The following is a 25,527-nucleotide window of genomic DNA, read 5'->3' on the forward strand; positions in this document are numbered from 1 at the left end:
GACAGAATGAGCACACCACCGATGCAATCCACCGCTGCGCCCGATTACGGCCGCTTCGCCATCGGGTTCGATCAGCGCGATCGGGACCGTTTCCACGCCCTCATCGACGAGGTCATCGACTCGAACCGCTGGTCGGAGGCGACCTTCACCGAGCGCTTCGAGCAGGCCTGGTCGGACTGGAACGGCCTGCCCGCGGTCGCCACCTCGAGCTGGAGCGGCGGCGCGCTGGCCGCGCTGCACTTCGCCGGGGTCGAGGGGGAGACCGTGCTCTGTCCCTCGAACACGTTCATGGCGACCCCGCTCGCTGCGGTTCGCGCCGGGGCCAGGGTCGAGTTCGTCGACTGCAACCGCGAGGACCTGTGCATGTCCTTCGCCGACTTCGAGGCCAAGGCCGAGCGGTACCGCCCCAAGGCCGCCCTGCTCGTTCACATCGGCGGCCACATCGCCTTTGACGCCAAGCGGATCGCCGACTACTGCGCCGCCCACGACATCTTCCTGATCGAGGACTGCGCCCACGCCCACGGCGCGGAGTGGCGCGGGTCCGACGGCAGCGTCACCAAGCCGGGCCAGTACGGCGACGCCGGCGTCTACTCCTTCTACGCCACCAAGACCGTGTCGACGGGGGAGGGCGGGATCCTCGTCTCCAAGCGTCCGGAACTGATCGAGTTCGCCCGTGGTTTCCGTAACTACGGTAAGCCGAGCTATGACGTCCAGGGTCTCAACTTCCGCATGAACGAGTTCACCGCCGCGCTCGGCCTGATCCAGACCGAGCGGATGCCCGACGTCGTCGCCTGGAAGAACGCCGTTGCGCGCGAGCATCTCGACCCGCGCTTTCCCGGCTCCCGGCTTGAATTGCCCGCCGGGATGACCTCGGGCCTGTATAAGTACATCGTCTTTGACTGGCTCGAACAGTCCACCGGCCGGGTCTATGATCAGCCCTGTCACCGCATCTTCGGTCACACCCACGTCGAGCTGCCCAACACCGACTGGGTGGCAAAACACCATTCCTGTCCGCCGCTGTACTACCGTCCGCAACTGGACGCCGACTCCTGAGGGGAGGGGTTAACCGGTGAGGGTTCTGGTCACAGGCGGATCGGGATTCATCGGATCACACGTGGTCGACAAGTTGACGGCGGCCGGGCATGACCCGGTCATCTTCGACCTGCGCCCGTCCCCGTGGCATCCCGACGTTCCGACCGTGCTCGGGTCGATCACCGACATGGTTGCCCTCGAGGCGGCCCTCAGTGAGCACGCCATCGACGTCGTCGCCCATCTCGCGGCGGTCGCCGATGTCAACGACGTCCTCAAGGCGCCCGCCCAGGCGGAGGAGATCAACTGCCGCGGGACGGCGGCGGTGTTGGAGGCGATGCGTCGGGTGGGGGTGTCGCGGGTGGTGTTTGCGTCGACGATCTGGGTGTATTCGGATACGGAGGCGGCGGTGGTGGATGAGGAGACGTTGTTGCCGGCGCCGGCGCATTTGTATACGTCGACGAAGTTGGCGGGGGAGTTGTATTGCCGGTCCTATCAGGAGTTGTATGGGATTGAGTACACGGTGTTGCGGTTTGGGATTCCGTATGGGCCGCGGGCGCGGGAGGCGGCGGTGGTGCCGTCGTTTGTGAATCGGGCGTTGGCGGGTGAGGCGTTGGTGTTGTCGGGGGATGGGAGTCAGTCGCGGCGGTTTGTGTATGTGGAGGATTTGGCGCAGGGGGTGGTGGATGGGTTGGCGGATGTGGCGGTCAATCGGGTCTATAACTTGGTGTCGGATGAGGATGTGACGATTCGGCAGATCGCTGAGTTGGTGGGGGAGTATGTGGGGGATGTGGAGGTGGTGGTCGGTCCGGCGCGTCCGGGGGATTTGGGGTCCAAGGTGGTGTTGGGGGCGCGGGCTGAGGCGGAGTTGGGGTGGACGGCGCAGACGTCTTTTGGGGAGGGTGTGCGGCGTTATATCGACTGGAAACGCGCCCAGACGGGGGTGGCGTCGCCGCCGGCCGTCGGGCTCGGCGGCGACGGCGCGGCGCCGGTGGCGGCCGCGGTGTCTGCTGAGACGCTCGTCAGGACCCCGGGGCCGGTGGCCCCCGTGGCGACGGTCGGGTCTGTGGCGACGGGAGGGACTGCGGTCGCGTCCTTGGCTGTCGTCGAGTCCGACGAGGCCGCTGCGCCGGCCCGGGTGGACTCCGGGGTGCCGGAGCCTTCCGCCCTGCCGGATGCCCCCAATGTCCTCATCCTCACCGCCGACATCGGCGCCGGGCACGATCTTCCGGCCCAGGCGGTCGCCGCGGAGTTCCTCAGCGAGCATCCCGGGGCTCAGGTCGCGATCGTCAACTCGCTCGTCTGCATGGGGACGCTCATCACCCGCACCCTGCGCGAGAACTCCGCCTTCATGTTCCGCTGGGTGCCGTGGTGGTTCGACCTGCAGTACCGCCTGTTCATGAACGTCGCACCGACCCGCTGGCTCTCGCGCCGGCTGTTGACGGCGATCGGCTCCCGTGGCCTGATGCGCCTGATCAAGGCCCACAAGCCGGACGTGATCGTCTCCACCTACCCGGGCGCGACCGTCGTCCTCGCCGAGATGCGCCAGCGGGGCCGGCTCAAGGTGCCGCTCTACTCGTCGATCACCGACCTCGCCGGGCTCCACCACTGGGCCCACCCGGGGGTCGACATGCACTACATCACCCATCCGGAGTCCGCCGACGAGGTCGAGCAGATCGCCGGTCCCGGCAGCGTCCGCTGGGCCCGTCCGCCGACCAAGCCCGAGTTCCTCCACGGCCGCGACCGCGCAGGCGCCCGGGCAAGCCTCGGTCTGCCCGCCGACGGGGCGATCATCACGGTGTCCGGGGGCGGCTGGGGCATCGGGGATCTCTGCGGCGCCGTCCGCGCCTCACTCGCCGTCGACGACGCGACCGTGCTCTGCCTGTGCGGACACAACGAGCGAGCCCGCGCCAAGGTCGAGCTCGCGTTCCCGGATGAGCCGCGCCTCCGCGTCCTCGGCTTCACCGAGCAGATGGGCGACATCCTCGCCGCCTCCGACGCGCTCATCCACTCGAGCGCCGGTCTCACGGTGCTCGAGGCGATCATCCGCGGCTGCCCGGTGATCTCCTACGGGTTCGGCTACGGCCACATCCGCGCCTCCAACCTCGCCTACGAGCGCTTCGGCCTCGCCCGGGTCGCCCGCACCGAGGCCGAGCTCGCCCCCGCGCTCACGGCCGCCTTGGCGACCGGCCGGCCCGAACCGGACGCCCGGTTTGCCCTCCGTGCCTCGACAGCCACCCTGATCGCCAACTGTGAACGGCGGATCCGCCCGCTCCCGGTCTGGCGGGTGCGGACCGTGCGTGCGCTCAGCACGGCGTTCACCGCGCTTGTCGTCTCGGGCTGGGTGCTCACCGCCGGACTGGCGTACTCGGTCGTCTCGGCCGTCGCGCCCGTCCAGGCCCTCACTGCCGTCACGACCGCCCGGCCTCAGGTCGGCCTGATGCTTGAAGCCCACCCCGGGGAGGTCGCCGGCCTGCTCAAGGTGCTCGGCCGGGCGGGAATGCACGCCTCCTTCGCGATCGACACGGGCCCCAACCTGACGAGCTTTGACGCGGCCACCGACGGCGTCCACGCCGTCGGTGATCAGGCGCTGCCCCTGCTCGATGACAGCGGGTTGCTCAACTGGCTGCGGACGCGGCGGGAACTGCACCTGATGCTCGCTCGGCTCGGTCTGCACTGGGGCCACCGCCACCCGTTCCTGTATGCCTCGACCGGCCCGAGCCTCGGCCAGTGGCTGTTCGCCCACGGCACCGGTGGCCGGCTCGTCGCCGGCCGGCTCCAGATCGACGGCGCGAGTTGGCGCGGCTGGAACCGGGATCAGCTCGAGAACCTCCACGCCGGCGCGGTGATCGCCGTTCACGTCACCGATCTCCCTCAGGCGCGCGCGGAGATCGCGCGGATCGCCGCCGCGCTCGCCGCCCACCATCTGCGGGCGGTGCCACTCAAGGAACTGCTTCAGGACTCCGGGACCCCGGTGTAGGGTCCGTCCATGGCCTCGCGGATGCGACCGCTGATCGGGGCGGGGGCACGGGCCGCCCTGTCCTTCAGCGCCCGGATTCCGGCCGCCGGTGAGCTCGTCGCCCCGACCCTCGAGCAGGCGGTCGGCGGCAAGCTCGTCCTCATCACCGGCAGCTCCTCCGGGATCGGCCGGGCGAGCGCCCACCGGGTCGCCGCCGCCGGGGGCCGGGTGATCCTCGTCGCCCGAACGCGGGAGACCCTCGATCAGGTCGTGGCCGAGATCGCCGCAGCGGGCGGCACCGCCGCGGCGTACCCGTGTGACCTCACCGACCTCGAGGCGATCGACGGACTCGTGGCCGCAGTGAGCGCCGACCACGGCGTTCCGGACATCCTCATCAACAACGCGGGACGTTCGATTCGCCGCTCGGTCGCCCGCTCCTACGAGCGTTTCCACGACTACGAGCGGACGATGGCGCTCAACTACTTCGGAGCGGTCCGCCTCACGCTCGGGGTGCTCCCCGGCATGCGGGCCCGCCGCTCCGGGCACATCATCAACATCTCCACGATGGGGCTGCAGACGAATACGCCGCGGTTCTCGGCCTACCTCGCCTCCAAGGCGGCCCTCGACGCCTTCGCCCGGTCGATCGCCCCGGAGATCGTGCTCGACCGGGTCGACATCACGACCGTCTACATGCCGCTCGTGCGGACCCCGATGATCGCCCCGACCAAGCACTACGAGCGTCTCCCCGCCCTGTCCCCGGACGCCGCCGCCGACCTCGTCTGTGAAGCGATCCGCAAACGCCCCAAGCGGGTCTCCACGCCGCTGGGCACGCTCTCCAATGCCGCCTACGCAGCCGTCCCGGCCGTCCAGGACATCCTCTTCAGCCAGATCGGCCACTACGTCGCCTGAAGCGCCGGCCGTGCGCGGCGGTGGACGGGCCCGCCGCCGCACCCCTCTGCACGCGATCGTGCAGACCGCGGCTTGACCCCGGTGATGTGGGCCATCCGACGGCGCCGGGAGGAAAAAAGACGGCAACGAGCGGGAAACCGGCCGGGGTCGAGTTGGTGACAGCCGACCCCGATGCGAACATCTGTTCGTATGAATTCCTCTCCCCTGATCGTCGCCGTGCTGATGCCCCGTCTCGCGTTGACGGTCGCCGTCGGCGACCGTCGGGAGGCGCTGCTGGCCCAGCCGGTGGCGCTCGCTCCCGAGCCGGGCGGCCTGCGGCTCGGTGAGGTGTCCGCCCCGGCCGAGGCGTTCGGGGTGAGGGCGGGGATGGCGCTCGGAGAGGCCCTCTCCCGCTGTCCGGCGCTCACGCTCGTGCCGCCCGATCCGGTCGGGGTGGCCGAGCGCTGGGAGGGCATCCTGCTCGGGCTCGAGTCGATCGGCGCCGCCGTCGAGTCAGACGTACCGGGAATCGCCTGCTTCGACGCTCACGGTCTGCTGCGCCTGCACGGAGGAGACGCCGCGGACGCCTCTGCTGAGGGGGTGGCGGGATTGCTCGGGGAGGGACCGGTTGGGGCGGGGGCGGTCGGCCCGATCGGAGCGGTCCTTGCCGCGGCTCGGCGCGTGCTCGGAGCCTCCGCGCGCCTCGGTGTCGCGGCGACTCGCTTTGGGGCGGTGGCCGCCGCCTCCCGGGCCCGGGCCCGGCGGCCGCTGGTGATCGGCGGGGGAGAGGCGGAGTGTCGCCGCTTCCTCGCACCCCTGTCCGTCGATCTGCTCGCGAGCCGGGATGAGCTCGCCGGACTGCCCGACAGCTTCGCGCGGCTCGGGATCGGAACGCTCGGTGAACTTGCGGCACTCGATCGAGCGGCGGTGGCTGACCGCTTCGGGGCCCTGGGTATCCTCGCCCAACGCCTCGCCTGCGGGCTCGATCTCCCCCTCCGTCCGCGGACTCCGGGGGAACTGGTGCGCGAGACCCTCGACCTCTTCGAGGCGGCGGACGGCCCCCAGCTTGAGCGGGTGCTCGGCGTGCTCGTGGACCGCCTGCTCGCCCGCAGGGAGCGCCGCGGCCGCTCCCTGCGTGCCGTCGTCGTCTCGGCCGCGCTCATCGAGGGCGGCGGCAGCTGGAACCAGCGTGTGACCTTCCGGGAGGCGCTCTCTGACCCCTCTCGGATGCGGCTCGCGCTGAGCCCCCGGCTCGCGCTGATGCCCGCCCCGGCGACGTCCCTCACCCTTGCGGTCGAACGCTTCGGTCCCGCTGCCGGTGATCAGCGGACCCTGCTGGAGGACCCGGCCGAGGCGCGCGCGGCCCGGCTCGGGGAGGCGGTCCGTCAGGCGCGGGCGGTCGCTGGACCCGAGGCGGCGCTGCGCATCCTCGCCGTCGATCCCGACTCACGCCTGCCCGAGCGCCGCTCGGTGTTGACCCCCTTCGAGGGTTGAGGGTCCGGAGATGAGCCCCGGACAGAGACGGCTGTCGGTCCCGCGGACCATCCGGGTACGCGCCGGTCCGGGCGGGCGTCCGGTGAGCGTGGACGGCCGCCAAGTCGACAGTGTGCGGGAGTCCTGGCTGATTGAGGACCACTGGTGGACCGAGCGGCCGCTGCGGCGCCGCTACTGGGAGATCGTCACCGTCTGTGGCCGCGATGAGGTCGTCTTCTGCGACCTCGTCTCGGGACGGTGGTGGCGCCAGCGCTGAGCGCCCGCTCCGGCGGGGTGCCCCGGCGGGGCGGCGGGGCGGCGGGACGGACCGGGGCGGTGCCAGGCCGAGACCAGGGCGGTGCCAGGCCGAGACCAGGGCGGTGCCAGGCCGAGACCAGGGCGGTGCCAGAGCGGGGCCTAGAATCGCACCCGATGAGCCTCGCACCCACCCGCACCGCCGTCGGCACCTGGAGCGGTGGCCGCTTCATGCACTTCGGAGAGGCACTCGAGGAGGAACGCTTCCTCGAGCTGATCGTCCCCGATGCGGCGATCGCCACTGCGATCACCGCCGACGTCTACGGCAGCGGTGAGGCTGACCGCATGCTCGGCCGTGCGCTCGAGCGTGCGGGCACCGACCGCGATCAGGTCTCGATCGTCGGGGCCGTCGGACATGACTTCCAGACCGGCACACGGGACGGCGCCAAGGGCTTTCCCCGCTTCACCGATCCCTCCCTCCGCGGTCCCGACCAGTACGCCGCCTACCTCCGTCAGGCGACCGAGGCGTCCCTGGCCCGGATCGGCATCGACAGCTTCGACCTTCTGCTCCTGCACAACCCGGACCGGATCGGATACACGTCCGAGACCGTCTGGGACGGTATGGTCGGCCTGCGTGAGGCGGGCCTGTGTGCCCGGATCGGAATCGCGCCCGGGCCGGCCAATGGCTTCACCCTCGACCTGATCGATTGCTTCGAACGCTTCGGCGACCGGATCGACTGGGCGATGGTGATCCTCAACCCGCTCGAGCCCTGGCCCGGTGAGTATGTCCTCGACGCCGCCGCCGCCCAGCAGATCAAGGTGATCACCCGGGTCGTCGACTACGGCGGACTGTTCGGCGGGGACGTCGGACCCGTTACCCCGCTCGCCGAGCGTGACCACCGCACGTTCCGGCCCGCGGGGTGGATCGAGGCGGGTCTCGCGCGCATCGACGGGATGCGCGCGATCGCCGAGGCCCACGGCATCACCCTGCTCCAGCTCGCCTGCCTGTGGAACCTCGCCCACCCGGCCGTCGAAACCGTCGTCCCGACCCTCATCCAGGAACGTGGTGGCCGTCCGGTGGAGGAGAAGCGGGCCGAGCTTGCCGCTCTGCCTGCCGGCCGGGTCCTCTCCGCCGCCGAGGTCGCCGAGATCCGGGCCCTCGGGGACAACCATGGTTGCATGGCCCTCAAGGGCGCCAGTCCCGTCCACACGGGGGAGGAGCGGCCCGACGGCTGGCCGCTCAGCGACCGCCTGGTCGAGGTCGCCGGCCGCTGGCGGATCGATCCGGACCACGACCTCGTCAAGGTTCACTGACGCCGGAGGGGCGGCCCCGGTGGGCCGCCCACACCCTCGCCCTCGGCGGATTCCCGCCGGCGGGCGACCCAGCCGCGGGCGGCGCTGAGGTCACCGGCGCCCATCGCCGCCTGGACGTTGAGCCACATCCCCTGGGCCATGAACGCGTCGAGGGCGTCGGCGTCCGCTCCGGTGAGGGTGCCGACGTGCTCGACGAGGGCCGCGTAGGCGCCGCGGACGTGGACGGCGATTGTCTCGTCCTCGCAGGCGGCGGCGTAGGCGTGCAGCTGCAGGGTGAGCAGGTTGGGGTCGGCGGCAAGCAGCGCGAGGTAGCTGTCGGCGATCGCCGACAGCGTCGGCTCCGGAGCTTTGGCGAAGTGATCCATCACCCGCTCGAAGCCCCGCTCGACGGCGGCGATGAACAGGTCGCGCTTGGTCGGGAAGAGGCTGAAGACGTACGGTTGGGCGACCCCGACGCGACGGGCGATCCGGTCGACCGGGGTGCCGTGCAGGCCGCCGTGGGCGAACTCCTCGACCGCAGCGTCGATCAGTGATTCGCGCCGCTCGGCGGCTGGAACGCGGGGGCGGGGACTGCTCATGGCCATGGTGAGAGCCTAGACAGCCCTCGACGGGGCCCTGACCCGCTCGGTCTGGCGGCTCCTCGGCGGGCCGTTTGACCGTCGCGTCGGCTGGCGGCTCCTCGGCGGGCCGGTTGACCGTCGCGTCGGCTGGCGGCGCGGCGATTCGAGGTCGTCCGCACTCTATGAGAACATATGTTCGTGTATGTCGAGCTGCACGCCCATTCGGCCTTCTCCTTCCTCGACGGGACATCGCTTCCGGAGGAGCTCGCCGTCGCGGCCGCCGCGGCCGGGTATGAGAGCTTCGCCCTCACCGACCACAACACGGTGTCCGGGGCGATGGAGTTTGCCGCCGCCGCCCACAGCGTCGGCCTGAAGGCGATTCACGGTGCCGAGGTCGACCTCGAGGACGGCCGCCACCTCACCCTGCTCGTTGTCGAGCCGGCCGGTTGGCGCAATCTCTGCCGGCTGCTCACCCTCGCTCACGCCCGGACCCGGGAGGAACGGACCGGCGCGCCGGTCCAGCCTCCGATGCTCGCGCTCGATGATCTGCTCGGCCACAGCGATGGGCTCATCTGTCTCAGCGGGTGCGCCGGGCACGGGGTCGGGGATGAGGCGACCCTGTGGCGACTGCGGGAAAGCTTTGGCTCTGACCGGCTGCGCGTCGAACTCCAGCGCCCCTACCTGTCCGGGGACCGGGCCCACAACCGGCGGCTCGCCCGGCTGGCCCAGCGGATCGGCGTCCCCACCGTCGCCACCGGGAACGTGCACGCCCATCAACGTTCCCGCGCCCCGCTGCAGGATGCGTTCGTTGCCATCGCCCACCACACCACCCTCGACGCCTCCGAGCCGCTGCGACGGGGCAACTTCAGCCATGTGCTCGCACCCCCGCGGGCGATGGTCGCCCGCTTTCCCGAGTTCCCTGAGGCGGTCGCCGAGACCCGAGAGCTCGCCGCTCGGATCGACTTCGATCTCAGAGTCGACCTCGGCTACCGCTATCCGGGGGCCGAGGACCCGGCGACGATGCGCCGGCTCTCCGAGCTGTGCCAGAGCCGGTTTGAGCGCCGCTACGGACCGGAGGCGACCGCGGACGCCCGAGTGCTGCGTCCCCGGGCCGAGGCTCGTCTCGAGCAGGAGCTGGCAATCATCGCCTCGCTCAACCTCAGTGGGTTCTTCCTCCTCCACCACGACATGCTCGAACTCGCCCGGGAGGTGGCCGTCGAGGTACGGGGTCCCGACAGCGCCCGAGGGCTGCTCCCACCGGGACGCGGTCGCGGTTCGAGTGTCTCATCGATTGTCTGTTACCTGACTGGTCTCTCCCACGTCGATCCGGTCGCCAACGAGCTGCTGATCGGGCGCTTCCTCAACGACGAGCTCACCGCGCTTCCCGACATCGACCTTGACTTTCCCCGCGACGTTCGTGAGGTGCTCATCCCGCGCATTCACACACGCTACGGGCGAGAGCGATCCGCCCTCGTCGCGGCGTTTCCGACCTATCGGGCACGGGGGGCGATCCGTGAGCTCGGCAAGGCCCTCGGGTTGCCGGCAGGGGAGATCGAGCGGGTCGCCCGCGCCTCGGAGGGGTGGGACGCGCGCCGGGTCGGCGATGACATCGAGGGCGCCTACCCGGGCCGGAGTCGGCAGGGGCGCTGGCGCTGGCTCGCCCAGCTCGCTGCCGAGGCCCACGGTCTGCCCCGCCATCTCAGCCAGCACTCCGGCGGGATGATCGTCGCCACGCGTCCGCTGATCGACTGCGTTCCGATCGTGCCCGCGGCGATGCCCGGTCGTCAGATCGCGCAGTGGGACAAGGACTCCTGCGCGGACGCGGGGTTTCTCAAGATCGACCTGCTCGGACTGGGCATGCTGTCGGCCGTCGAGCGGTGCGTCGAGCTGATCGCCCGACGCCGTGGGGAACGGATCGACCTGTCGGCGATCCCCTACGACGATCCGGACACCTACGCGGCGATTCAGGCCGCCGACACGACCGGCGTCTTCCAGATCGAGAGCCGCGCCCAGATGCAGTCGCTCGCCCGCACCCGTCCCGAGACCCTCCAGGACATCACCATCCAGGTGGCGATCGTCCGCCCCGGACCGATCCAGGGCGGGGCGGTCAACCCCTACATCGCCCGCAAGCAGCGCCTGCGTGAGGACCCGTCCTTTGTCGTTCCCTTCCTGCACGAGTCACTGCGGGAGCCGCTCGCCGACACGCTCGGCACGATCATCTTCCAGGATCAGGTGCTCGAGGTCGCCGTCGCCTTCGCCGGCTTCTCGATCGGCCAAGCCGAGGGCCTGCGCCGGGCGATGTCCAAGAAGCGCTCCGCGGCGGCGATCGAGGTCCACCACCGGGCCTTCATCGACGGCGCGATCGCCCGGCACGGGGTGACCGAGGAACTCGCCGAGCAGGTCTTCACCATGGTTCGTGGGTTCTCGGGCTTCGGTTTCCCCAAGGCCCACGGAGCCGCCTTTGGTCTGCTCGCCTACCAGTCGACGTGGCTGCGTGTCCACTACGGGGCCGAGTTCCTCTGTGCCCTGCTCAACGAGCAGCCGATGGGGTTCTACCCGCCAGACGCGCTCGTCCACGAGGCACAGCGCCGGGGGCTGACGGTGCGTCCGCCGGACATCAACACCAGTGGGGTCGAGTGCAGCCTCGATGGGGACGGGGCGGTGCGGATCGGCCTCGGCTACGTCCGCGGGGTGCGGCGGGAGGAGGTACACGCACTCGTTGTGGCGCGTGATCGGGAGGGCCCCTTCCAGAGCCTCGCCGACCTCGCCTCCCGGGCGGGTGCGGGGGCGGCCGCGATGGAGCTGCTCGCCTGGAGCGGGGCCTGTGACGGACTCGCCAGGGCAGAGACGGGACGGGCACACTCCGTCTCCCCGCCGCGCCGTGAGGTGCTCTGGCAGCTTGGCATCGCCACCCCGGGACGGCGGGTTCCGGCCGGCGTGCAGCTGGCGCTGCCCCTGGAGCTGCCCGCTCCCCCGCCTCTGAAGCCGCTGTCGGGGTGGGAGACGATGCTCGCCGACTATGCGAGCACCGGCCTCACCGCCTCGACTCATCCGGTGGCCCTGCTCCGCCGCATGGGTCGGCTCCCGGTCGACTCGATCACCAGCGTCGAGCTCGAACGCCTCACCCACGGCCGACGGGTGCGTGTCGGAGGGCTCGTCGTCGCACGCCAGCGCCCCGGAACGGCCTCGGGGATCGTCTTCATCCTCCTCGAGGATGAGGCCGGCGTCATCAACCTCGTTCTGCCTCCTCCGGTGTATGAGCGCCATCGTCTCCTCGTCCGCGCCGAGCCGCTCCTCCTCGTCGAGGGCAAGCTCGAGTGCTATGCGGCCGGTGGCGGGGTGATCAACGTGCTCGTCGATCGCGTCGGAGCGATCTCCGCCCCCGACCAGGTCGTCGCCGAGATCCGTGACTTCAGTCCTCTCGCTGAGCCGAACCGGGCGGATGAGGCCGCGGCGTCGGCTGGGACGGACAGCAACGGTGCCACCGGGGACTTCCGCGCGGTTGCCCCCGCCGTGATGAGTTTCGGGGCGGGCCGCCGACGCTGAGCCGACATTTCGGCCCCGACCGCGATATTGTGCGAGCCCTCATGGTTCCCGTCATCATCATCGCCGTTGTCTTCACCGGCTTGGCCGCCACGCTCTTCTGGGCCGCGCCCCGCGGCAAGCTCGCCCCGATGACCCAGGCGATGCTCTCCCAGAAGCGGGGGGTCAGCCTGGCCATCAACGCGACGATCGCAACCGTGATCATCGGCTTTGGTTTTGTCATCCCCGGCGTCCTGCTCGTGGCCAACCACAACCGGACGTCCGCGGGGACCAACGGCCTCAAGTTGACGGCCGCCGAGGTCAACGGACGTGAACTGTTCGGTGAGCACTGCGCGGTCTGCCACACCCTGTCGGTCGCCAGTGCTGTCGGCAAGACCGGGCCCAACCTCGATCAGCTCAAGCCCTCCTACCCGCTGATCATGAACACGCTCGCCAACGGCTGTCTTCCTGCTCCTACCGCGAGCGAGCAGAACGAGACCTGCCTCGGTCAGGGCGTGATGCCCGCTGACATCGTCCAAGGCCAAGACGCCGTGGACGTGGCCAAGTTCGTCGCCGCTGTCGCCGGTCGCTGACCCGGGCCCAGAGCCATCCCTTCACCGTTGGCGTACCCGCGTCGATTCACGGCTTGACGCCGCAAACTGCGGAGAGAACGAGAGTCCTGAAAATGCATCCGTCCGACGACGCTGCTAGAACACGCTGAGCATGCCGGGAAGGAACCAACGGACCGCACGCCTCGTCATCATGGATGACGTCGACTGGTCAGATCCCGCACCGCGCCGACGCAACAGCGCGGCCGACCTCGCCCCCCCTTCTTGGGTCGTCCCTGAGACGGCGCCAACCGCATTCCCAGACCGTGATCGCCACTTGAACTCGGGCTCTCACGCTCGTCGTGAGCGGCAGATCGAACTCCGTCGGGAGGCGGTCGCCCGGGCGCGGGTAGACGTGAACACCGGACACGGTTTCCACGTCGAGGACTACGCTGCGGACCTCGATCTCGTCGCCGCCCTCGGCGTGGACGATGACGGGGACGGTCCCCTCATCGAGTACGTTTCCGAATCCGACCCCGAGCGCGTGTGGGGCCCGCGGCCCCGGTTGATGCCCGCCGAGTCCGGTGGGCGCCGGACAGTCGTCATCACCGGTCACACCGCCGACCGCCAGCTCGTCTCGCGTTCAGGGTCACGGGCCTCCTCCCTTCCGGCCTCCCGGGCCTTCCACGCCGGAGATCGCACCGCCATGTGGGCGGTTCTGCTCGGCGTCATGCTGCTGATCGTCGCGATCTCCAGCGCACACTGATCAGGCCGCCCGCGGGGCGCCCTGTCGCGGTCCGCGTGGGGTGAGCCCCTCCGCGTGCAGACACGACGCTCAGCCCAAGCCCGTCGGCTGCGGTAACGGACCTGACGGTCCTCCGTCGCCTGTCGGCCGCCGGGAGCCAGCCGGCGCGTACGCATACGCAACTCTTAGTGATCCGCGACGGCTCGCTGAGCGTTTCTTTAGTGCCCGCTGGCTAGATGGAAGGGCAGTTTGAAAGCTCTGGCAATCGGAGACAACACGCTCAACCGGCTGACGTGCCGGGTCATAGACGAACCATCGTAAGTACCCCCTCTCTCCCTCTCCCGATGACGGGCGGCTCATGCCCCGGGGCCGTTTCCGTGGACCAATACGGCGCATTGGTGTTGATATGAAGACGACCATGAGCAGGTTCCAGATCCACGACGAGCTGTCCGCGCCGGAGCGTTCGGCCCCGATCCTCCGGGGGGCCCTGTCCGGGGCGGGCCAGTTGCCGAACTTCCTCGGCGTCCTGGCCGGGTCGCCCGCGGCGCTCCGCGCCTACGCTCGTTTCCGTTCCGAGTTGCGGCACGGCAATCTGTCTCTTGCCACCTTCGAGCGCATCGCTCTGGCGGTGGCCGAGCACTTCGGTTCTGAACAGGGCATCGTGATGCACAGCCGGACTGCTCGTGCTGCCGGCCTCGGCCTGGACGAGGTCGCTCGCGCCCGCCAATTCGACTCTGGCGATCCGGCTGAGGCTGCGCTGATGCAATACCTGCGGGCCGTGGTGGAGGACGGGCGCCCGCCGATGCACCTCCATGAGGAGGCGCGTGAGGCCGGATGGACGGACGAGCAACTGCTCGAGGCGATTGCTGCGGTGTCCCTCGAGTCGTTCACGGCCATGGTCAACGTTGCCGGAGAGGTGCCCCTCGACGGTTCACAGGAGGAATCCCGCACGCTGAAGGCGGCATAGTGTGCGCTGGCGTTCTATCCTCCCGGCCCGGTGATGGGCGCCCTCAGTCACACGACGACAGCACATCCTGATGAGACCCGTGAAGCCGCCATGGGGGTCGGTCAGCGATCAACCTGCTGCCCGCTCTACCACGAGGCGGTCGAACTCGTCGGGCGCCGGTGGACCGGGGCGATCCTGCGCGTCCTCATGGATGGCCCGCTGCGCTTCTCAGAGATCGCCCAACGGGTGCCGGAACTGTCGGATCGGTTGCTGTCTGAGCGGATGAAGGAGCTTGAGGCACGAGGGATCGTCGAGCGGACCGTCTACCGCGGGGCTCCTGTGAAAGTCGAGTATGCCCTTTCCCAGATGGGCCGCGAACTCGGTCCTGCGCTGGCAGAGATCCAGAGGTGGGCGGAGCGCTGGTTAGCCGACTGAGCTGTTCAGCGCGAAGGTGGGTTCCCGGATCGGCGGCCGCGCTTAATTCGCGGACCGGGACGATCCAATGTTGCTGAGTGCGTCTGAGCGCACGTGAGCCAGGCTCAAATCGGAGCCGGACGTGTCCGGACTGACGCCCGGCCCGTCCGAGCTCCCAGCAAGTAAGGTTCCAACGCGATGAGTTCGACTCCGCCCCTCACCGCCACAGACGTGATGGCGATCGCCGCCGAGCGGGAGATCCGCTTCATTCGCCTCTGGTTCACCGACATCCTCGGCCAACTCAAGGCGTTCAGCATCAACGCCGCTGAGCTCCCGGACGCGTTTGAGGGGGGGATGGGGTTCGACGGCTCCTCGATCACCGGCTTCAACGCGATCGAGGAGTCCGACATGATCGCGGTGCCCGACCCGGCGACCTTCGCCATCCTCCCCTGGGGGGACCCCGCCCACGGGGTCGCGCGGATGTTCTGCGACATCAAGACCCCTGAGGGGATCCCCTACGAAGGAGATCCACGTCACGTCCTCCGCCGCGCGGTCGCTCGCGCCGGCGCGATGGGGTTCGACCATTTCTACGTCGGTCCCGAGCTCGAATACTTCTACTTCCGCGACGCCAAGTCGACCGAGGTACTCGATGAGGGTGGCTACTTCGACCTGACCACCCTTGACGCCGGCTCCGACCTCCGCCGTGACACGGTGCTCGGACTCGAGGCGCTCGGCATCCAGACCGAGTACTCCCACCATGAGGTCGGTCCATCCCAGCATGAGATCGACATGCGCTACGCGGACGCGTTGGCGATGGCCGACCACTGCATGACCTACCGGATCACCGTCAAGGAGTACGCGCTCAAGTACGGCCTGCACGCAACCTTCATGCCCAAGCCGCTGTTCGGGGAGAACGGCTCGGGTATGCACACCCACCAGTCGCTGTTCAAGGACGGCCGCAACGCCTTCTATGACGAGCGTGACCCGTACTTCCTCTCTGACGTCGGCAAGGCGTTCATCGCCGGCCAGTTGCGTCACGCCCGGGAGATCTCGGCGATCTTCGCCCAGTGGGTGAACTCCTACAAGCGGCTCGTGCCCGGCTATGAGGCGCCCGTCTACGTCGCCTGGTCGCGCCGGAACCGGTCCGCACTCGTGCGCGTGCCGATGTATCACCCGGGCAAGGAGCAGGCCACCCGGATGGAGCTGCGCTGCCCAGACCCGGCCTGCAACCCGTATCTCACCTTCGCGGTTCTGCTCCAGGCCGGCCTGGAGGGGATCGAACACGGTTACGAGCTCCCGGATCCGATGGAGAAGAACCTCTACCATCTGTCTCCGGACGAGCGCCGCCGACTGGGGATCGAGCAGCTCCCCGAGACCCTCGGGGAGGCGATCGAACTCACCGCTCAGTCTGAACTCGTGCTGCGAACCCTCGGTGAGCACATGTTCAACCGCTACATCGAGATCAAACGCCAGGAGTGGGACGACTACCGCGTCCAGGTCACGCCCTGGGAGCTCGAGCGCTACCTGCCCGTACTCTGAGCCGTCGCCTCTGACGCCGTCGCCTCTGACGCCGTCGCCTCTGACGCCGTCGTCCTGTCTGGTGCCGGCGTGCTGGTGGTTCCTCGTCGGTGGGCGATCACCAGGCGGATCCGCTCCGCGACCTGGCGCGGGTCACCCCTGAGGGCCGTGTCGGTGATCCGCACCGTCGGGATCCCCGTCGTCGCGAGGATGTGCGCATCACGTTCGCGGTCGGATTCGAAGTTGAGCAGGTGAGTCCCGAAGGTGTCGATCTCCACGATCACGCGCCCGTCGATCAGGACATCCACCTCGTGTCCGGCGACGGGAACGTTCGTCTGATACGGACCGATCCCCCACGCCTGAGCGAACTGGCGCCAGCCCCGCTCCAGCGCCGACCGGGATGGGCGGGGTCCGGACTCTCCGATCAGGACGAGCAGCGGCTGGGTTCCCGGCCGACGCGGGTTGCGGGCGGCGACATCCCGAAGTTGGTCGAGTCTGAGTCCGTGGCGGAGACGCAGGTGGTCGACGATCGCCTTCAGTTGCCCCCGGCGGGCCTCGCCGGCCAGGTCGAGGGCCGTGCGCGCCGGGCTCGTGACGCGAAGCCCGTCAAAGCGCCAGACATCGCGAAGACACAGGGACCGACAGTGGTGGACGGTCAGTCCCCGCACGCGACACCGCCGAGGGCTGACCAGTTCGAACCGTTCGGGCCAGCGCGTCACCGCCCCGTAGAAGGCGGCCGCCGACCAGCCCGCGAGCGCGGCCCCGTTCCCCGCGGCGAGGAGGGCGCCGAAGGCGCGGGCCCGCGGTTCCGTCGGGAGATGGCCGACGGCATAGACGCCCGTCCAGGCCGGTTGCAGGCGTCCGCACCGCCGCCATGAGTCGATCGTCGTGCGGCTCAGCCCGGAAGCGGTGAGCTGAGCCCGCCCGACAAAGCCGCCCTGGATGGCGGCGAGGTCACAGATTCGTCGATACGACGAAAATTCGCACTCGGTCATGAGAGCGAGAGGTGCGCGGGCGCCGGATTCCCTCCCCGTGTGGCAGAGCATCCCCGCACGATGCGGAAAAAAGCGGCGTGATGGCCAGCGTCAGCGCTCGAGCTGGGCGACAAGCGCCGCCGGATCGCCGACCGGGGTGTGGCAGCTGAAGTGCTCACAGACGTAGGCGGCCGCCCCCGTGCTGAGCGGGCCGCGTCCGAGCAGCAGCGGAACCGAAGCTTCGATCCCCCCGGCGTCCACGGGCATCCCGCCGTCCGCGCCGCTGCCCGCACTCGCGCCGCCCACCGGCTCACGCGCGCCGGCCAGCACGACGTGGGGGCGCAAGCGCGCGCGCACGGTCCGGGCAAGGGGGCCGTCGGGCCCCTCGCCGACGATCGCCACCTCAGCGACGTCGGCGGCGAGCGCGAGGTCCAGGGCGCGGAGCAGATGCCCGCAGGCGGCGGGATGCCGCACAGCGATCGGGCCGTGGGCGGCGAGCACACTGTCGCCCCAGCGCTGGTGGAGATGAGCGCCGCTGAGTCGGCTCAGGCGCAGGAGGCCGAGAGCAGCCGCGGAGGATCCAGACGGGATCGGTGTGTCCTCGAGGTCGTGGCGGCGCCCGATCAGCTCCTCGTGGCCGACCGGCGTGGTGAAGAAACCGGAAGGGTGGCCGCCCCCTTCGCCCTCGCCCGTCCGTTCGCGCCGAGCCTCGGGGCCGGCCTTGCCCGCCGGCCCGCCCCGATCTCCGAACCGCTCGATCATGGTGTCGGCGAGAGCGACTGCGGCTCGATACCAGCGCGGCTCCCAGGTCGCCTCATAGAGCACCGTCAACGCCTCCACGAGGTAGGCGTAGTCGTCGAGGAACGCCGGAATGACACCGGTCCGGCGCAGCTCCGCCTCCGCCCCCACGGCGGGAAGGAGCGCCGCCGCGCAGCGCCGCGCCGCTGCGAGGTAGTCAGGACGTGACAGCACCGCCCCCGCCTCCGCGAGCGCAGCGATCATCAGGGCGTTCCAGGCGCAGATCGCCTTCTCATCAAAGCCGGGCCGGACCCGGCCGGCCCGGGCCGCGCACAGGCGGGTGCGGATCTCATCGAGGCGGGCGGGCACCGGACCGTGTCCCTCGAGCACGTTGGCGCCCTCGAAGTTGCCTTCCGCGGTCACCCCGAAGAAGTCGACCGCCGCTACGCACAGCTCCGGGTCATCGCCGAGGACCCCCTCGAGCTCAGTGAGGGTCCAGACATAGAAGGTTCCCTCCGCCCCGTCGGAGTCGGCGTCGAGGGCCGATCCGAACGTGCCGTCGGGCCGCCGCAGTTCAGCCAGGCAGAAGTCGAGGGTCGCCTCACACACCTCACGCAACCGCGGCTCCCCCGACAGCTGGAAGCCGTGCAGGTAGGCGCGGGCGAGCAGCGCGTTGTCGTAGAGCATCTTCTCGAAGTGCGGGACCGTCCAGGTGGCGTCGACGGTGTAGCGGTGAAAGCCGCCGCCGACCTGATCGAAGATCCCTCCGGCGGCCATCGCTCCCAGCGTGTCGAGTGCCATCTCCCGTGCCGGACCGGCGTCGGGAACGTTCTGGGCGGCGCGCGAGAGAAGGAACTCGAGGGCGCAGTGGGGCGGGAACTTCGGGGCGTCGCCCCAACCGCCGTGCCGGTGATCGAATCCGGCTGCGAGGCGCTGGACGGCGTCAGTCAGCGCTTCGGTGAGAACCGGTCCGCCGGCCCCGAGGGGGACGGCGGCCGCGCTGATCGCGCTGCTGAGACGCCGGGCCTGGTCCCGGACCGCCGCCGGCCGGTCCCGCCAGGCCTCGGCGATGGCGGTGAGGATCATCGGCCAGGAGGCCTGGCCGTGACGGGGCTCGGGGGGAAAGTAGGTGCCGGCGAAGAACGGCTCACCGTCGGGGGTGAGAAAGACGTTGAGGGGCCAGCCGCCGTGCCCGGTGAGTCGCTGGCAGGCGTCCATACAGACCGCGTCCAGATCGGGGCGCTCCTCCCGGTCGACCTTCACGCAGATGAGTTCGGCGTTCATCAGCGCGGCGATCTCCGGGTCCTCGAAGCACTCATGGGCCATCACGTGGCACCAGTGACAGGCCGAGTAGCCGATCGACACGAGCACCGGGCGGCCGAGGGCGCGGGCGCGCTCGAGGACCCCGGGGCTCCAGGGCACCCAGTCGACCGGGTTCGCGGCGTGCTGGCGGAGGTAGGGAGAGGATTCCTGCGCGAGGGCGTTGGTCACGTGCTAAAGCTAGCTGTCATGAGTTCCCGCCAAGCCGTTCACGCCGACGCCGCCCCCGCGGCGGTCGGGCCCTACGTCCACGCGGTCGCCGCCAGTGGAACACTGCTGTTCGCCTCCGGCCAGATCCCGCTCGACCCCGCGAGCGGGGAGATCGTCGGCGCGACGCCCGCCGAGCAGGCCCGCCAGTGCCTCACGAATCTGTCCGCCGTCGCCGAGGCCGGCGGTGCCCGGCTCGCTGACGCGGTCAAGCTCACCGTCTACATGACCGACCTGTCCTCCTTCTCCGAGGTCAATGAGGTGTACGCGAGTTTCTTCTCCGACACCGAGCCGCCGGCCCGCGTAGCCGTCGGTGTCGCCGCCCTCCCGCGTGGCGCCCAGGTCGAGATCGACGGCATCTTCACCGTCGGCGCCTAGCCGGCGGCGGTGATGAGCCCCGAGGCCGCCACCCCGGACGGGACCCCCGCGGAGCGGTCTCCCACCCTTGCGGACGTGCGCGCGGCGGCCGCCGTCGCCGCTGAGGTCGCCCGCGTCACCCCCGTCCTCAGCACCCGCACGATCTCCGAGGCGGCGGGGACGACGGTCGTGCTCAAGGCGGAGAACCTCCAGCGCACCGGCTCGTTCAAGCTGCGGGGTGCGCTCGCCAAGATCGCCGCGCTGGAACGGAGTGGCCAGCCCCCGCGCGGCGTCGTGTGCGGGAGCGCCGGCAACCACGCCCAGGCGGTCGCCTACGCCGCCCGCGCCCGCGGCATCCCCTGTGAGGTGTTCATGCCCGACGGGGCGCCGATCGCCAAGACGGAGGCGGCGACCGCGCTCGGGGCGACCGTCCGGCTCGGGGGGGCGAGCGTGGATGACGCTGTCGCCGCCGCCCAGGCCCGGGCGGACGCGGCGGAGATGGCCTTCATCCACCCCTTTGACGACCCTGACGTCATCTCCGGCCAGGGTGGGGTCGGGCTCGAGCTGCTCGAGCAGGTCCCCGACCTCGCCCGGGTCGTCGTCCCGATCGGCGGAGGCGGCCTCATCTCCGGGATCGCGGTGGCGATCCGTTCCCAGCGGCCCGGGGTGGAGATCGTCGGCGTCCAGGTGGAGGCGTGTGCGGCGGTTGGACCGTCGTTGGCCGCGGGCGTGCCCGTACCCGTCACCGCGCCCCAGAGCACGATCGCCGACGGTATCGCCGTCAAACGTCCGGGGGAACGGACGCTCGCGCTGATCCAGCGCTGGGTGGACGAGGTCCTCGTGGTCGGCGAGGATCAGGTCGCCGAGGCGATGGTGCTCCTGCTCGAACGGGCCAAGCTCGTCGTGGAGGGAGCCGGGGCGGTCGGGGTCGCCGCCGCGCTCGACGGTCGGCTGCCGCCGCGGTCGGGCGCGACGGCGCTCGTGCTGTCGGGAGGTAACGTCGACGCTGGCCTGCTCGCCCAGATCACCCGCCGGCACGAGACCCAGGCCGGCCGCCGGCTCGTGCTCGAGGCCCACCTACCGGACCGGCCGGGCGCGCTCGCCGGCCTGCTCGGGACGGTTGCGGGCACGGGCGCGAACCTGCTCGACGTCCGCCACATCCGGGAGGGGCTCGACCTGCACGTACGTGAGACCGTGGTCGCGCTCGTGCTCGAGACCCGCGGGCCCGAGCACGCCGCGACGGTCACCGCCGCGCTCGCGGCCGCCGGCTATCGCTGAACCCTACCCGGCCCAGGCCCAGGCCCAGGCCAGCGCGCCGCCCACGTCTCAGGCGGCGGCGACCCGCCCGCCGCGGCCGCGCAGGCGTCGCCGCGCACTCTCCACGAGCGTCGCGATGATCGGACTGTCCCCGTCAGCCTCGGGATGCCACTGCACGCCGAGGCAGTAGTCGCTGGCGGGGTCCTCGATCGCCTCAATCACCCCGTCAGCAGCGGTCCCGGAGATCATGAGGCCGTCGGCGACCCGCCCGACCGCCTGATGGTGGTGCGACAGAGTCGAGTGGATGGTCTCACCCGCCACCCGCGCGGCAAGGGAGCCGGGGACAAGGGCGACCTCATGCTCGTTGCCGACGAAGGTCCCGATGTGCCGGCGGTGCTGCTCGCCGACCCCGTCGACGTCGGGAAGATGCTGGATCAGGCTGCCGCCGCGGGCGACGTTGAGGATCTGCAGGCCCCGGCAGACCCCGAGGATCGGCAGCCCGGCCGCGAGCGCGGCGCGGGTCAGGGCGAGTTCGGTCGCGTCGCGGTCGGGGAACACCGGCCCGGTACTCGGCCCGGTGCTCTCCCCGTAGTAGGACGGGTCGATGTCGGCTCCGCCGGCGAGCAGCAGCCCGTCGAGGCGGGCGATGATCTGGCTTGGGTCGGTCACGAGCGCCGGGTCCGGGGGGATCAACAGCGCGATCGCCCCGGCCCGCTGGACGGCTTCGACGTAGGAGAACGGCAACAGTGCTGCCGGCTGCTCCCAGGCACCGAAGCGTGCCGGCTCATGGGCGGCGGGGATTCCGATCACCGGCACTAAATCTTGCATGTGCGATCGGAGTTTAGTTCTTTCTCAGTGCGGCGCGCTGCACCTTGCCGCTCGCGGTCTTGGGCAGGTCGGGGACGAAGTCGACGATCCGCGGGTACTTGTACGGCGCGGTCTCGGACTTGACCCACTCCTGCAGCTCACGGGCGAGCGCGTCTGACGGGGCATACCCGTCGGCGAGTACGACGACCGCCCGCACGACCGCCCCGCGCTCCTCATCCGCGGCGGCGACCGCAGCCGCTTCGGCCACCGCCGCGTGCGCGACGAGCGCGGACTCGACTTCAAAGGGGCCGATCCGGTACCCGGCGGAGATGATCACGTCGTCGGAGCGGCCCTCGAAGAACAGGTAGCCGTCCGCCTCGATCCGCACCCGGTCCCCGGTCCGCCACGGCTCCGCCTCGGGGGCGGGCTCGCCGCCGAGGTAGCCGACGAAGAAGGTTGGATCGCTGCGGGGGTCCTCGAGCACGAGCTCGCCGTCGCGAATCGCAAGCGCCACCCCGGGAAGGGCCCGGCCCATCGACCCCTCGCGGGCGGGGACACCGGCCGGGTTGGCCGTCAGCTGCCCGGTCTCGGTCTGGCCGTACCCGTCGCGGATGTCGAGTCCGACCGCCTCCCGCCAGGCGCGCAGGACCTCGCCGTTGAGCGCCTCCCCGGCGGCGACCATCCCGCGCAGGGCCGGCAGCGCACGCAGGTCGATCCGCTTGGCCATCACCCGGTACTCGGTCGGGGCCATGCAGAGCACGTTGACCCGCTCGGCGGCGAGCAGTTCGAGCCGCTGGGCCGGATCGAAGCGCTCATCGTGCAGCAGCGCGACCGCGCCCCGCAGCCATGGGGCGATGAACACGTTGCGGGCCGACTTGGACCAGCCCGAAGCGGCCGTGCACCAGACGACGTCGCCCGGCTCGGGAGCGAGCCAGTGCTCGGCCTGCAGAGCCTGTCCGGTGAGGTAGCGCTGGCCGTGGATGACGCCCTTGGCCGACCCGGTCGTGCCGGAGGTGAAGGTGATCAGGCACGGGTCGGTCGCCGCGAGGGCCACCGGCGCGACCTCGGTGATGCCGGCCTGTGAGCCGGCATCACCGACACCGGTCCCCGACAGGCCGGGGTCCGGGATGACGACGATCTCGGTGCCGGCGTCCGGACGGGCGGCGGTGAGGGTGTCGAGGTTGCGCGCGTCGACGACGATCGCGCGTGGGCGCGCGGCGGCGAGCCGGGCGGCCAGGTCACCGGGGCGCAGCTGCTCGTTGCAGGGGAGGGCGACCCAGCCGGCGCGGAAGCAGGCGACCATCGCGATCACCCACTCGGGCCGGTTGCCGACCAGGGTCATGACGACGTCTCCGCGCTGGACTCCGGCTCGGCGCAGACGATCGGTGAGGGCGAGGGAGGCGCTGCGTACCTCCCCGAAGCTCCACTCCCGGCGGCTCCCGTCCCGCGCGCGCTCGATCAGCGCCGGGCGGTCGGACGGAAAGCGGTCGACGACATCAGCGGCGAAGTTCATCTTTGGGGAAGTGTGCCAGCGCGGCGCGGGTCCCGGGCACGTCGTCGGTGATGACGGCGTGCAGGCGCGGGTCGGCCAGCCATTCGGCGTGGCCGCGGCGCTCGGGCAGGAAGTCCCAGGCGGCCGCGCGCAGCCCGGCCCCAACGAGCTCGTCGAGGACGCCGGCGCTGAGCAGCCCGACCTCGATCACCGCGCCGTGGGCGCCGCAGTCGCGGACGCGTGCGGCGGCGGCCCGCGCGGTGAGACTGAGCAGCAGGCCCCGCTCGACGTCGGGGAGGCGCTCGGCAAGCTGGGCGAGGACCGGGTCGAGGAAGGAGGTGAGCCACAGCGGCCCGGGGAAGCCGGTGAGGGCGTCGGTGACCGTGTCGACGTAGCCGTCCTCCTTGAGCTCGAGGTCGATCCCGACTCCGGCGGCGGAGGCCCAGTCGAGGAGCTCCTCGAGGGTCGGGACGGCGATCCCTGAGCGGTCACGCAGCTCCGCGAGCGTGAGGTTCGCCAGCGGCCGCCGGTCGATCTCGGGGTCGTGGAAGATCGCGAGCGCCCCGTCCTGGGTGCGGCGCAGGTCACACTCGACCATCGTCGCGCCGGCCTCGGCGGCGGCGCTGAAGGCGGCGAGGGTGTTCTCGGGGTGGTGGTCGTGGCGGCCGCGGTGGGCGATGATCGCGAGCATGGACGGGGCCACTCTAGGGGTAGCGCCGGTCGCCGCCGCGACCCGGGTCGACACCAGTCACACGGTGGTCACATTCTTGTCACAGCCGGGTAACAAGACCGCCGAGTGTCAGCTCTAGCGTGACGGCCGTCGTGGTGTGAGGTGACCCTCACTGCCGCTTCACCCCCACTGAATCGCACCCCATTTCTTCCTGGAGGAGGAAACCTTGACCACTGAGATTCGCTGCGGCCGGACCGGGCCCGCGGGCACCCGGCGTCGGGCTCTCGCCGTCGGTGCTGCGGCGCTGATCGGCGCCGCGAGCATCGCCGCCTGCGGCTCGAGCACCAGTTCCTCAGCCGGAAGCTCCGCCAAGACCGCCAGCGGCGGCACGAGCGTCAACTGGGCGACCGCCACGAGCGCCGCCCAGGGTGGCGGGATGGCCGCCCTCGTCGCGGCGGCCAAGAAGGAGGGCAAGCTCAACGTCATCACCCTCCCCGCCAACTGGGCCAACTACGGGACCCAGATGAAGGAGTTCAGCCAGATGTACGGGATCAAGATCCACGACGCGATTCCGAGTGGCTCCTCCGCCCAGGAGATCCAGGCGATCGAGAGCGGACGGGGCAGCTCCACCGCGCCCGACGTCGTCGACGTCGGTGAGAGCTTCGCCGTCCAGGACGCGAACCTGTTCGCGCCCTACAAGGTCCAGTCCTGGAACATGATCCCGGCCGCCAACAAGGACCCCAACGGCAACTGGTACAACGACTACGGCGGATACGTCTCTTTCGGCTGTGATCTGAAGGTCGTGTCGAGCTGCCCGACCACCTGGTCACAGCTCACCAGCTCCAAGTACCACAAGGCGGTCGCCCTCAACGGCGTTCCCGGTCAGGCCGGCGCCGCGACCGGCGCGGTCCAGGCCGCGGCGCTCAACAACGGCGGCAGCTTCGCGAACGTCAAGCCGGGGCTCGCGTTCTTCAACAAGCTGAAGGCGAACGGCAACTTCAACGCCACCGACTGCGACGCGGCGTCCCTGATCGAGGCGGGCCAGTGCCCGATCATCATCAACTGGGATTTCCTCAACGTCGCCGGCGCGTGGGGGCTGCCCAAGGGCTCCAGGTGGGTCGTCAACGTCCCCAACGGCCCGGCGTTCGCCGAGTACTACGCCCAGGCGATCTCCAAGACCGCCCCGGACCCCGCCGCCGCGCGGCTGTGGGAGGAGTTCCTCTACTCGAACCAGGGTCAGAACAACTTCCTCAAGGGGTACGCGCGGCCGGTCGAGCTCGCCGCGCTCGTCAAGAACGGCACGGTGGACAAGGCCGCCTACGCGAAGCTGCCTCCGATCCACAACGTCGCCCAGTACCCGACGATCGCCGAGGAGACCAACGCCGGCAAGGTCATCGCCGCCGGCTGGAGCGCGTAGCCATCTCCACCACCCAGGACAACGTCGTCGTCCCCGGTCCCGCGGCCTCGCGCCGCGGGGCCGGTCGGCGTCGCGGGCGTCCCGGGGGCGGGGCGCCGGTCGGGGCCGCTCCCCGCC

At 70.6% G+C, this 25,527-nt stretch carries 21 protein-coding genes; 15 read left to right on the forward strand and 6 right to left on the reverse strand.

Features of this window, described 5'->3' with window-relative positions:
• The first annotated feature begins 21 nt into the window (after positions 1 to 21).
• The 6 genes from M3M55_RS06160 (at position 22) to M3M55_RS06185 (ending at position 7,918) form a co-directional block, all read left to right on the forward strand.
• The gene (locus tag M3M55_RS06160; protein ID WP_249011951.1) at positions 22 to 1,053 is read left to right on the forward strand and encodes a DegT/DnrJ/EryC1/StrS aminotransferase family protein; all 1,032 of its coding nucleotides are present in this window, start codon (positions 22 to 24) and stop codon (positions 1,051 to 1,053) included.
• Between the two features lie 16 nt (positions 1,054 to 1,069).
• Positions 1,070 to 4,009: an NAD-dependent epimerase/dehydratase family protein gene (locus M3M55_RS06165; RefSeq protein WP_256469043.1), complete on the forward strand. Its 2,940-nt coding sequence runs from the start codon at positions 1,070 to 1,072 to the stop codon at positions 4,007 to 4,009.
• A gap of 9 nt (positions 4,010 to 4,018) precedes the next feature.
• Positions 4,019 to 4,897 (forward strand): SDR family NAD(P)-dependent oxidoreductase, encoded by an 879-nt coding sequence (locus M3M55_RS06170; RefSeq protein ID WP_249011953.1) that lies wholly within the window; start codon positions 4,019 to 4,021, stop codon positions 4,895 to 4,897.
• Between the two features lie 189 nt (positions 4,898 to 5,086).
• On the forward strand, positions 5,087 to 6,370 hold the full coding sequence (locus tag M3M55_RS06175) for a hypothetical protein (RefSeq protein ID WP_249011954.1): 1,284 nt from the start codon (positions 5,087 to 5,089) through the stop codon (positions 6,368 to 6,370).
• Between the two features lie 10 nt (positions 6,371 to 6,380).
• On the forward strand, positions 6,381 to 6,626 hold the full coding sequence (locus M3M55_RS06180) for a hypothetical protein (RefSeq protein ID WP_249011955.1): 246 nt from the start codon (positions 6,381 to 6,383) through the stop codon (positions 6,624 to 6,626).
• 155 nt (positions 6,627 to 6,781) lie between these two features.
• Positions 6,782 to 7,918, forward strand: a complete 1,137-nt coding sequence (locus tag M3M55_RS06185) for an aldo/keto reductase (protein ID WP_249011956.1) — start codon at positions 6,782 to 6,784, stop codon at positions 7,916 to 7,918.
• Here the strand turns inward: M3M55_RS06185 and M3M55_RS06190 are convergent.
• Positions 7,912 to 8,496, reverse strand: a complete 585-nt coding sequence (locus tag M3M55_RS06190; RefSeq protein ID WP_249011957.1) for a TetR/AcrR family transcriptional regulator — start codon at positions 8,494 to 8,496, stop codon at positions 7,912 to 7,914. The genes M3M55_RS06185 and M3M55_RS06190 overlap by 7 nt on opposite strands.
• 174 nt (positions 8,497 to 8,670) lie before the next feature.
• On the opposite strand from M3M55_RS06190, the gene M3M55_RS06195 reads away from it, so the two are divergent.
• The 6 genes from M3M55_RS06195 to M3M55_RS06220 all read left to right on the forward strand — a co-directional run bounded on the left by M3M55_RS06195 (position 8,671) and on the right by M3M55_RS06220 (position 16,192).
• Positions 8,671 to 12,024, forward strand: coding sequence for a DNA polymerase III subunit alpha (locus tag M3M55_RS06195; protein WP_249011958.1), 3,354 nt, complete (start codon positions 8,671 to 8,673; stop codon positions 12,022 to 12,024).
• Positions 12,025 to 12,065: 41 nt separating this feature from the next.
• The gene (locus M3M55_RS06200; protein WP_249011959.1) at positions 12,066 to 12,593 is read left to right on the forward strand and encodes a c-type cytochrome; all 528 of its coding nucleotides are present in this window, start codon (positions 12,066 to 12,068) and stop codon (positions 12,591 to 12,593) included.
• A 292-nt stretch (positions 12,594 to 12,885) separates the two neighbouring features.
• Positions 12,886 to 13,314, forward strand: a complete 429-nt coding sequence (locus M3M55_RS06205; protein ID WP_249011960.1) for a hypothetical protein — start codon at positions 12,886 to 12,888, stop codon at positions 13,312 to 13,314.
• 385 nt (positions 13,315 to 13,699) lie between these two features.
• Positions 13,700 to 14,260 carry a carboxymuconolactone decarboxylase family protein gene (locus M3M55_RS06210; protein ID WP_249011961.1) on the forward strand — a complete coding sequence of 187 codons (561 nt, stop codon included), beginning with the start codon at positions 13,700 to 13,702 and terminating at the stop codon, positions 14,258 to 14,260.
• 33 nt (positions 14,261 to 14,293) lie between these two features.
• A complete protein-coding gene (locus M3M55_RS06215) occupies positions 14,294 to 14,674 on the forward strand; it encodes a helix-turn-helix domain-containing protein (protein WP_249011962.1) in 381 nt (126 codons plus the stop codon).
• Positions 14,675 to 14,851: 177 nt separating this feature from the next.
• Positions 14,852 to 16,192 (forward strand): glutamine synthetase family protein, encoded by a 1,341-nt coding sequence (locus M3M55_RS06220; RefSeq protein ID WP_249011963.1) that lies wholly within the window; start codon positions 14,852 to 14,854, stop codon positions 16,190 to 16,192.
• On the opposite strand, the gene M3M55_RS06225 is transcribed toward M3M55_RS06220, so the two are convergent.
• Entirely contained in the window at positions 16,174 to 17,166 is a 993-nt protein-coding gene (locus M3M55_RS06225) for a type IV toxin-antitoxin system AbiEi family antitoxin domain-containing protein (RefSeq protein WP_249011964.1), read from the reverse strand. The two genes, M3M55_RS06220 and M3M55_RS06225, sit on opposite strands and share 19 nt — an antisense overlap.
• A 90-nt stretch (positions 17,167 to 17,256) precedes the next feature.
• Complete coding sequence (locus M3M55_RS06230) at positions 17,257 to 19,374, reverse strand: thioredoxin domain-containing protein (protein WP_249011965.1); 2,118 nt, start codon at positions 19,372 to 19,374, stop codon at positions 17,257 to 17,259.
• A gap of 18 nt (positions 19,375 to 19,392) precedes the next feature.
• Between M3M55_RS06230 and M3M55_RS06235 the strand changes: the two genes are divergently transcribed.
• On the forward strand, positions 19,393 to 19,788 hold the full coding sequence (locus tag M3M55_RS06235; RefSeq protein ID WP_249011966.1) for a Rid family detoxifying hydrolase: 396 nt from the start codon (positions 19,393 to 19,395) through the stop codon (positions 19,786 to 19,788).
• Between the two features lie 12 nt (positions 19,789 to 19,800).
• Positions 19,801 to 21,045, forward strand: coding sequence for a threonine ammonia-lyase (ilvA, locus tag M3M55_RS06240; protein ID WP_249011967.1), 1,245 nt, complete (start codon positions 19,801 to 19,803; stop codon positions 21,043 to 21,045).
• A 48-nt stretch (positions 21,046 to 21,093) separates the two neighbouring features.
• On the opposite strand, the gene M3M55_RS06245 is transcribed toward ilvA, so the two are convergent.
• The 3 genes from M3M55_RS06245 to M3M55_RS06255 are packed head-to-tail and all read right to left on the reverse strand — an operon-like array spanning position 21,094 to position 24,014.
• Positions 21,094 to 21,852: a gamma-glutamyl-gamma-aminobutyrate hydrolase family protein gene (locus M3M55_RS06245; protein ID WP_249011968.1), complete on the reverse strand. Its 759-nt coding sequence runs from the start codon at positions 21,850 to 21,852 to the stop codon at positions 21,094 to 21,096.
• A 13-nt stretch (positions 21,853 to 21,865) separates the two neighbouring features.
• Positions 21,866 to 23,344: an acyl-CoA synthetase gene (locus M3M55_RS06250; RefSeq protein ID WP_249011969.1), complete on the reverse strand. Its 1,479-nt coding sequence runs from the start codon at positions 23,342 to 23,344 to the stop codon at positions 21,866 to 21,868.
• Positions 23,328 to 24,014, reverse strand: a complete 687-nt coding sequence (locus M3M55_RS06255; protein ID WP_249011970.1) for a glycerophosphodiester phosphodiesterase — start codon at positions 24,012 to 24,014, stop codon at positions 23,328 to 23,330. Before M3M55_RS06255 ends, M3M55_RS06250 begins: the two co-directional genes overlap by 17 nt.
• 205 nt (positions 24,015 to 24,219) lie before the next feature.
• Here M3M55_RS06255 and M3M55_RS06260 point away from each other — a divergent pair, with 205 nt between their 5' ends.
• A complete protein-coding gene (locus M3M55_RS06260; protein ID WP_249011971.1) occupies positions 24,220 to 25,410 on the forward strand; it encodes an ABC transporter substrate-binding protein in 1,191 nt (396 codons plus the stop codon).
• Positions 25,411 to 25,527: the final 117 nt, after the last annotated feature.

Source organism: Conexibacter sp. DBS9H8, assembly GCF_023330685.1.
In the GTDB taxonomy this organism is placed as follows: Bacteria; Actinomycetota; Thermoleophilia; order Solirubrobacterales; family Solirubrobacteraceae; genus Palsa-465.

What these genes read in the sequence shown, in the direction of transcription:
- M3M55_RS06255 (WP_249011970.1), bottom strand. Translation starts at nt 24,014, where the DNA reads ATGCTCGCGATCATCGCCCACCGCGGCCGCCACGACCACCACCCCGAG.
- M3M55_RS06220 (WP_249011963.1), top strand. Translation starts at nt 14,852, where the DNA reads ATGAGTTCGACTCCGCCCCTCACCGCCACAGACGTGATGGCGATCGCC.
- M3M55_RS06200 (WP_249011959.1), top strand. Translation starts at nt 12,066, where the DNA reads ATGGTTCCCGTCATCATCATCGCCGTTGTCTTCACCGGCTTGGCCGCC.
- M3M55_RS06245 (WP_249011968.1), bottom strand. Translation starts at nt 21,852, where the DNA reads ATGCAAGATTTAGTGCCGGTGATCGGAATCCCCGCCGCCCATGAGCCG.
- M3M55_RS06250 (WP_249011969.1), bottom strand. Translation starts at nt 23,344, where the DNA reads ATGAACTTCGCCGCTGATGTCGTCGACCGCTTTCCGTCCGACCGCCCG.
- M3M55_RS06215 (WP_249011962.1), top strand. Translation starts at nt 14,294, where the DNA reads ATGGGCGCCCTCAGTCACACGACGACAGCACATCCTGATGAGACCCGT.
- M3M55_RS06210 (WP_249011961.1), top strand. Translation starts at nt 13,700, where the DNA reads ATGAAGACGACCATGAGCAGGTTCCAGATCCACGACGAGCTGTCCGCG.
- M3M55_RS06235 (WP_249011966.1), top strand. Translation starts at nt 19,393, where the DNA reads ATGAGTTCCCGCCAAGCCGTTCACGCCGACGCCGCCCCCGCGGCGGTC.
- M3M55_RS06180 (WP_249011955.1), top strand. Translation starts at nt 6,381, where the DNA reads ATGAGCCCCGGACAGAGACGGCTGTCGGTCCCGCGGACCATCCGGGTA.
- M3M55_RS06170 (WP_249011953.1), top strand. Translation starts at nt 4,019, where the DNA reads ATGGCCTCGCGGATGCGACCGCTGATCGGGGCGGGGGCACGGGCCGCC.
- M3M55_RS06195 (WP_249011958.1), top strand. Translation starts at nt 8,671, where the DNA reads ATGTTCGTGTATGTCGAGCTGCACGCCCATTCGGCCTTCTCCTTCCTC.
- M3M55_RS06185 (WP_249011956.1), top strand. Translation starts at nt 6,782, where the DNA reads ATGAGCCTCGCACCCACCCGCACCGCCGTCGGCACCTGGAGCGGTGGC.
- M3M55_RS06175 (WP_249011954.1), top strand. Translation starts at nt 5,087, where the DNA reads ATGAATTCCTCTCCCCTGATCGTCGCCGTGCTGATGCCCCGTCTCGCG.
- ilvA (WP_249011967.1), top strand. Translation starts at nt 19,801, where the DNA reads ATGAGCCCCGAGGCCGCCACCCCGGACGGGACCCCCGCGGAGCGGTCT.
- M3M55_RS06225 (WP_249011964.1), bottom strand. Translation starts at nt 17,166, where the DNA reads ATGACCGAGTGCGAATTTTCGTCGTATCGACGAATCTGTGACCTCGCC.
- M3M55_RS06160 (WP_249011951.1), top strand. Translation starts at nt 22, where the DNA reads ATGCAATCCACCGCTGCGCCCGATTACGGCCGCTTCGCCATCGGGTTC.
- M3M55_RS06190 (WP_249011957.1), bottom strand. Translation starts at nt 8,496, where the DNA reads ATGAGCAGTCCCCGCCCCCGCGTTCCAGCCGCCGAGCGGCGCGAATCA.